This is a genomic window from Sphingobacterium yanglingense, assembly GCF_004363245.1.
Taxonomy (GTDB): domain Bacteria; phylum Bacteroidota; class Bacteroidia; order Sphingobacteriales; family Sphingobacteriaceae; genus Sphingobacterium; species Sphingobacterium yanglingense.
Genome location: NZ_SNYV01000011.1, coordinates 1,457,020 through 1,463,928, shown reverse-complemented (window position 1 = coordinate 1,463,928; position 6,909 = coordinate 1,457,020). Strand labels below are relative to the sequence as shown.

Sequence of the window (6,909 nt, the reverse complement as noted above, 5' to 3'; positions counted from 1 at the left end):
GTTATAACCGCATAGTAGCTATGGCCGGACTTTGACTGTGCATGTCATTTTTATTATTATGAAAGAGATGTTGCAACAGATTATTGATCAACAGAACCAAACGAATTCTTTGTTGAGCCAGCAGAATGAGATGTTAATGGGGCGTTTGTACCCGGTCGCAGGTAATGCTACCGAACCACAGCCTATAATACCTGATCAAAAACCTGATGTGTTGCCCAGACACCTAACGGTCAGTGAGGTCATAGATTATTTTGAAGTGTCGCAGGCTACATTCTACCGCAATATTAAAAATGTGCTGATCCATCCGGTCAATAAGGTGGGCAATAGGCCTTACTACCTGTTTAGTGATGTGGAGGAAGTCATGAAGCATATTCCGGCTCATGAAAAAGGGGCCTGGACCTTTAAGAAGCTCAAAAATAGATTAAAAGATGGCTAGAAGGGATTGGTTCTTGATAGCTGGTGATTGCTTTTAGTGAATAAGGGTTCACTTTTCCTAAAAAAGTGAACCCTTTTAACAAGGAAGGACCTTCTTGTTGAAAAAAAGGATATCCATTTTGAGATAAAGGAGATAGAATTTTGTAAAAAGGGGACACTTGTTATTAAAAAGGGATTGCTTGTTCTGAATAAGTAATCCCTTTTTCTGAAATAGGAACTGCTATTTGTGAAGAAGGTGTATGTGGCTGATAAATAGTGACTTGTTTTTTTGTGGAAGTGACCACTATTTGTGTAAAACCGTTCGATTGGTATTAAAAAGGGGACGTAATATCATACGAGGTAAAATGTTTTTTGTAATAAGGTGCTCCTTTTTGCTCAATGGGGACTGTAAATTGCAGATAAGTGCTTCCTTTTTCTTAAAAAGGGGGCACTTGTTGTGAAAAAGGGAATGGTTGCCGGCGATAATCATTCCCTTTTTGAAGGCAACTGAATGTAGATGGTCTCAGTACAGTATCTCGTTCCTCTCAGTATGGCCTATATTTTATCAGTTTGAAAGAAGGCTTCTCTCAGTTCGTCTCAGTCTGTTTTTTTAGGAATAATCCGAGATATGTTTGTGTCATAAGGTCGGCCGCGGCGACCAGTGTTCATTAATTTATTCACAGGGAATATTTCCAAAAAAACATTACAGTTATGCGTACAAAAAGAGTATTGCTAGATTATTCGGGGTTCAAAGATGATGAGTTGAATACCCTGGTCGGGAAGGTATTGGACTGCCTTACAGATCACGCTGTTTTTACGGATCCGCCGATCGAACTGACTGAGCTGAGTACACAGATGGTCGATTTTAGAGAAAAGTGGCAGGTGGCAAGTAGAGGAGGAAGTCTGTTAGAGATTTCCGAAAAGAATGATGCTAAAGGTGTATTGGCTGCTAGCTTGAGGGATATCGCTTTTTATGTCAATAAGATGTCGGATGGTTCGCGCTCTAAACTGTTGAGCTCTGGACTGCAACTTGAAGCTGATCCAAAGGAGGCGCAGGTGCCGAACAAGGTGACAGGTGGAATGTTGGTCGATGGTAAACAGCAGAATCAGATGGATATCAAATTCAAACCACAGAAGGAGGCGCTGATTTACGAATACCAGATTGCAGATGGTGTAGATGATGATGGTGTTCCGATATGGAAGGAAACTTTCCAGACAGGTAGCAGTCGAGGCAATATGTATGCGCCTACGGTGCCTGACAGAACCTACTACCTGCGCGTACGTGCCCGCAATAAAAAAGGTATCGGAGATTGGTCGGATGTCTTCTCTCTGAAAGCGAGGTAAATCATCAATGGTTAATTATAGGAAGGGCGGATATGCGTATTCGCCCCCTTTATTAAAACTGGATAACTCGTTCACTTGCGTAGTGCAACGAAGTCCCGACATAGTCGGGAATCACTACATAACTTTTTTATAACATGACAACACTAACAAATAATCCTTCATGGTTGGCCCAGGGCTGGCGGGAGGAACTCACATTAAAAGAAAAGCTGTTCTTTGGCTTTCTATTTCTAATCATCGGATGGATAGGTATATCGGTCATCCTACAATTGATAGACCCGGCTATAGGTGTGCTGGATTTTGGTATCCTGACGGTGGCGGTATTTGGCCTACTGGTAGGATGGCTCGCTATCTATATCAGTATATGGCTGCAGGAGCTCCTATGGAGCCCCTTTAAATCTTTTCGTAAACAGTTTGGACAACATTTTAACCAATTGACATCATGGCAACAATGTATTATTTATTTCTCGGTTTTCTTTTTATTGCTTTATGCAGTGATAATGGTGATGGTAGTAGTGTTTTAAGCTCACGTTGTCCCTTCATGTCGCTGTGTCTTGATGCATCGGGGACCGTCATGGAGATATCTACAGACTTTACAGGGCTTAACTATAATAGATTTTTATGCCGCTCTGTAGCCGCGGCGGGGCCAGTTCCTTTTCTCTTGACAGAAAAGGAACCAAAAGGTCAAGGCTTGGTTGCTCGGCTAAATTGTCTTCTTATTTCTGGCAATAAGACAAACTCTCCCGATAAATCGGGATCAAACAAGTCTGATTGCTTATCAGAAATAATCGACAATTCTTTACGCCTTGCGCAACCTAGGCCAATTTATCTAGATAATGCTAGTACTTCCTTACAATTAGAAATAATGTCGCCTGTGAAGCAGCTTGCCATTAAGGATGACCTTTTAGCATATGGAGATCAAGGCCGTAAAGCTACAAATCGCAAGGCTGTATATTTTGCATTAGGTCAGGAGTCCCAGTCGAAGGGGGGAATAGGAGGGCAGGAGACCTTGGGACCCGCCTGTGTTGCTTTACGAAGGCTTGATGAACATAGGGTAAACAGTCTTGATCTTTGCGGCACTTTCTATCAAGGGAAAGTGCCTAGGCAGTCCGCCAATGAGGACAGAATCAAGATCATTAACATTGCTTCTGCTGAACTTGGCGTTCACGAAGCCACAGGGCATAATGACGGGCCTCGTGTTGAAGAATATCTCCGTTACACAAACCTAGGCCCACATCACGAATGGTGTGCTGCATTTGTCTCTTGGTGCTATGGGCAGGCTGGACTTGAGGTTCCACGTAGCCCTTGGTCTCCGGCATTGTTTCCCAAAGCTAGGCAGATCGCTAAAGATAAAGCTAGGCCAGCCGACGTGTTCGGAATATATGGAGCCAAAGCCAAACGTATCAATCACGTAGGCTTGATTAAAGAATTGTCTAAGGATTACCTGATCACTATCGAAGGCAACAGCAACGATCGTGTCGAATCCCGACGGAGACATCTAAGAACTGTGTATGCAGTGGCGAAATGGGTCGAGTAGTATTTAGTACCTAGTATTTAGTATGGAGACTATCATTAAAAGTAGTATTCGACGAAATTCGATTCAATTGATATGTGCTACCTTGCTAGCGCTGGTATCTCGAACGGACAGTACGGATATGCTGGATAGCATCAAGATTCCGGCGCTCCTCATCCGGGGAAGTGAAGATCCTTTGTGTTTGTTTAAAAAACTTACCTCTCGACGATGACGTGAGAGGTCCAATAGCAGAACTTTAGTGGTTTTTTCTGTTTAGTAGGAGGCTAATACAAAAAAAGGGTATGTCAGACAAAGACATACCCTCTCCTATTAAATTAAAACTTTCATGATTCCTTTTGAATGAACAACAGGCATGAAAGTTCTTGATGACCTTTGAAAACATATACTTTCAGAAAAAATGGATTCTTAGTATTGTTTTACTATGCCGAGGTATAGTGGTGTTTTTGTGGAGTTCTTGTCGCCTGTTAGAATAATACTGTAGTATCTTCCTGCTTCAAGATTCTCTGAACGTTCGACCAGTGTATTGTTGTTCTCGTCTGTGATGATGATATTTGTTTTTCCGCTATTTTGAGCTATAAAATTAGCATTTTTGAGACTTTCACCTGTTAATACATCTTCTATTACTCTGTCTTTGTATATTGGGGTTTCCTTGCTGTTTAGGTATACGTTGACTTTTGAAATATTATTTGCCAGGTGGAAGAAACGTAAACCTGTTTTGTTGGCAAGGTTTTCTACACTTTGGTCTTCTGCTATGATCTGCTTTGGTTTTTCTGCGGTTCCAAATACAAAGGAACTGTAAGACGATCTGTCTTTGAAGGTATACACGGTGTCAATCAAAACTTTATTTTCAGAGGAAACGGTTTTAATTTTTCGGTTTCCTGCATATAAGTTTGCTGGTGGTATGCCGTAACTGCTATATGCCAATGGCGTGTGTGGAGACTGTAAGTAGTTGTTGTCCGCCATGTGATATATAGAAGGGGTTGGCGTGTAAGCGTTGATCATATAGAGGGATGCTCTGGGGATATTATTGATGTCGTCGTTATCTTTAAGACATCCACTTAAGACGGATACACTTAGAAGCGCAATGAAGAATAATTTAATAGTTTGTGTTTTCATATTTTCTCTGCTTTGTTATGTGATTATAACGGTGTGCTTTTGGAAAAAGCTACAGGTTAGAAAAAAAAATGAAAATTATTATTGGGGAAATGGTCTTTGGCTATCTGTAGGGGGGGCTATTAGGCTATATTTTGTCGATCCGAATGTTGTCCGCGTGAAAAAAATAATACTGTTGTCCCTTTTTTGCAAATTCTTTAAAGAAAGGATGTGCTCCATCTTCCGTAGCTTCTGATAGGACAAATGAATCTGTCTTTGCGTTTTTACTGTATTTTATATCAAAGGAAACCAATACGTTTTGGGTTAGTGGTAGACTTTTTCCTTCGTTGTCCAGTATGTAGCTGTTAGGGTAATCAATGTCAATATAGTGAAGGTAATTCACTTTTTCTTCGTTTTTTATATCCAGTTTTAAGGAGTTTTTGTTGCTTTCCTTAATGAAGAGGTGTGATAGGTGTTTTCCTTCTTTGTCTACCAATTGGCAATGCAACTCTTTCCCTTGTATTCTGAGGTTTTCGAGATCGATGTATCCTTTTAGTGCGATGCGCTTTTCATGAAAATCATTTTTCATATGAAGGTTTTCCCAAACAGCACCTGCATCTGAAAATGGTAGTATTTCACCTTTTTCTAGAGGGGTGTTACAGCTTGATAGCAGTAAGGTGATAGTGGAAAGGCTGTATAAAAATAATCTTATCATGGGGGCGGTGCTGAGGTTCTATTGCGATTAAGTTGTTTAGTAAAAAAAAGCCGTGCTTTTTGAAGAAAGCACGGCTTTTGTTAATCTACTTCTTTGTGATGTATTTGTTGTCGCCTTCGATGATGATATCTATAAGATCCTTCTGTCTCAAGCTTTTCGTTGCATTATCCCATTTCTTGCCGCTTAGTCCAGATTGCTCTTTGATTTCAGCTAAGGATTTCCGGTCTTCGGATAGCAGGTTTAATACCGCTTTTTCGTCAGGGCCTAGTTCTATTGTTGCCTCTTTTTTCTCAGGACGCATCTGTGGGAAGAAGAGAACTTCTTGTATGGAAGCATTGTTCGTTAGGAACATGATGAGCCTATCCATACCGATACCAAGTCCGGAAGTTGGAGGCATGCCGTACTCTAGTGCTCTAAGAAAGTCTTGGTCAATAAACATCGCTTCGTCATCTCCGTTTTCTGAAAGACGTAGTTGCTCTTCAAAGCGTTCGCGTTGGTCAATAGGGTCATTCAACTCCGAATAGGCATTGGCTACTTCCTTTCCGCAGATCATTAGTTCGAAACGTTCCGTCAGTTCTGGATTATTGCGGTGTTTCTTTGTGAGCGGAGACATTTCAACAGGGTAGTCCGTAATGAATGTCGGTTGAATGAAGTTCCCTTCGCATTTTTCGCCAAAGATTTCATCGATCAGCTTGCCTTTGCCCATTGTATCGTTTACGTCGATCCCCATTCCTTTCGCAGCGGTACGGATTTCATCTTCGGTCTTTCCTGTGATGTCAAAACCTGTAAACTGTTTGATGGCATCAGTCATGGTGACGCGTGGATATGGCGCTTTGAAGTCAATTTGATGTTCGCCAAATACTGTTTTGGTGTTGCCATTGACCTGTTGAGCGCAATGTTCTAAAAGTCTTTCCGTGAAATCCATCATCCAATTGTAGTCTTTGTAGGCTACATATATTTCCATCGCGGTGAATTCTGGATTGTGCGTACGGTCCATTCCTTCGTTTCTGAAGTTTTTGGAAAACTCGTATACTCCATCAAATCCACCAACAATTAGACGCTTTAAGTACAATTCATTGGCAATACGTAGATATAATGGAATATCTAGAGCATTGTGATGTGTGATGAAAGGTCTTGCTGCTGCTCCTCCCGGGATAGCTTGTAATACGGGAGTTTCTACTTCCATATAGCCGGCATCGTTGAAAAATTGACGCATGGCGTTAAAAAGCTTCGTACGTTTGACAAATATATCTTTGTTCTGTGCGTTTACGATCAAATCTACATAACGCATTCTGTAGCGTTGTTCTGGATCGGTAAAAGCATCAAAAGTTTTGCCTTCGGCTTCTTTTACTACAGGAAGAGGACGTAAAGATTTGGTGAGTACAGTTAGTTTCTCTGCATGTACAGATATTTCACCACTTTGTGTTGTGAATACAAAGCCTTCGATACCGATGATATCACCAATGTCTAAAAGTTTTTTAAATAGTGTATTGTATAAGGATTTGTCTTCTCCAGGGCAAAGGTCATCTCTTTTTACATATACCTGGATGCGTCCAGTAGTGTCTTGCAGTTCGATGAAAGATGCATTTCCCATAATGCGGCGGCTCATAATACGGCCAGCGATCGAAATATGCTTATAGTTGATCTTATCGCGCTCGTAGTTTTCCAATATGTCAGCAGCAGTAACATTCACCTTGAATTCATCGGCAGGGAAGGGGTTAATACCTAGGTCAATAATGCCTTGTAGATTTTGTCTACGCTGTAATTCCTGTTCGGATAATGCAATACTCATTTGTTCTTTTTTTTGAGAAAT

The 6,909-nt window shown here is 41.1% G+C and carries 7 protein-coding genes; 4 read left to right on the top strand and 3 right to left on the bottom strand.

Going from position 1 to position 6,909, the window contains the following annotated elements; translation table 11 throughout:
• Positions 1 to 58 precede the first annotated feature (58 nt).
• From CLV99_RS08450 to CLV99_RS08435, 4 genes are all read left to right on the top strand, one after another.
• Positions 59 to 436: a helix-turn-helix domain-containing protein gene (locus CLV99_RS08450; RefSeq protein ID WP_133584037.1), complete on the top strand. Its 378-nt coding sequence runs from the start codon at positions 59 to 61 to the stop codon at positions 434 to 436.
• Positions 437 to 1,125: 689 nt separating this feature from the next.
• The gene (locus tag CLV99_RS08445) at positions 1,126 to 1,758 is read left to right on the top strand and encodes a fibronectin type III domain-containing protein (RefSeq protein ID WP_133584036.1); all 633 of its coding nucleotides are present in this window, start codon (positions 1,126 to 1,128) and stop codon (positions 1,756 to 1,758) included.
• A gap of 134 nt (positions 1,759 to 1,892) precedes the next feature.
• A complete protein-coding gene (locus CLV99_RS08440) occupies positions 1,893 to 2,279 on the top strand; it encodes a hypothetical protein (RefSeq protein WP_133584035.1) in 387 nt (128 codons plus the stop codon).
• The gene (locus tag CLV99_RS08435) at positions 2,198 to 3,292 is read left to right on the top strand and encodes a C40 family peptidase (RefSeq protein ID WP_162850065.1); all 1,095 of its coding nucleotides are present in this window, start codon (positions 2,198 to 2,200) and stop codon (positions 3,290 to 3,292) included. The genes CLV99_RS08440 and CLV99_RS08435 overlap by 82 nt, the downstream gene beginning before the upstream one ends.
• 402 nt (positions 3,293 to 3,694) lie before the next feature.
• On the opposite strand, the gene CLV99_RS08430 is transcribed toward CLV99_RS08435, so the two are convergent.
• The 3 genes from CLV99_RS08430 to lysS all read right to left on the bottom strand — a co-directional run bounded on the left by CLV99_RS08430 (position 3,695) and on the right by lysS (position 6,888).
• Entirely contained in the window at positions 3,695 to 4,405 is a 711-nt protein-coding gene (locus tag CLV99_RS08430) for a DUF4397 domain-containing protein (RefSeq protein ID WP_133584033.1), read from the bottom strand.
• A 124-nt stretch (positions 4,406 to 4,529) separates the two neighbouring features.
• Positions 4,530 to 5,096: a hypothetical protein gene (locus tag CLV99_RS08425; RefSeq protein ID WP_133584032.1), complete on the bottom strand. Its 567-nt coding sequence runs from the start codon at positions 5,094 to 5,096 to the stop codon at positions 4,530 to 4,532.
• An 85-nt stretch (positions 5,097 to 5,181) separates the two neighbouring features.
• A complete protein-coding gene (lysS, locus tag CLV99_RS08420; RefSeq protein ID WP_211348452.1) occupies positions 5,182 to 6,888 on the bottom strand; it encodes a lysine--tRNA ligase in 1,707 nt (568 codons plus the stop codon).
• Between the last annotated feature and the right edge of the window lie 21 nt (positions 6,889 to 6,909).

What these genes read in the sequence shown, in the direction of transcription:
- CLV99_RS08450 (WP_133584037.1), top strand. Translation starts at nt 59, where the DNA reads ATGAAAGAGATGTTGCAACAGATTATTGATCAACAGAACCAAACGAAT.
- CLV99_RS08445 (WP_133584036.1), top strand. Translation starts at nt 1,126, where the DNA reads ATGCGTACAAAAAGAGTATTGCTAGATTATTCGGGGTTCAAAGATGAT.
- CLV99_RS08440 (WP_133584035.1), top strand. Translation starts at nt 1,893, where the DNA reads ATGACAACACTAACAAATAATCCTTCATGGTTGGCCCAGGGCTGGCGG.
- CLV99_RS08435 (WP_162850065.1), top strand. Translation starts at nt 2,198, where the DNA reads ATGGCAACAATGTATTATTTATTTCTCGGTTTTCTTTTTATTGCTTTA.
- CLV99_RS08430 (WP_133584033.1), bottom strand. Translation starts at nt 4,405, where the DNA reads ATGAAAACACAAACTATTAAATTATTCTTCATTGCGCTTCTAAGTGTA.
- CLV99_RS08425 (WP_133584032.1), bottom strand. Translation starts at nt 5,096, where the DNA reads ATGATAAGATTATTTTTATACAGCCTTTCCACTATCACCTTACTGCTA.
- lysS (WP_211348452.1), bottom strand. Translation starts at nt 6,888, where the DNA reads ATGAGTATTGCATTATCCGAACAGGAATTACAGCGTAGACAAAATCTA.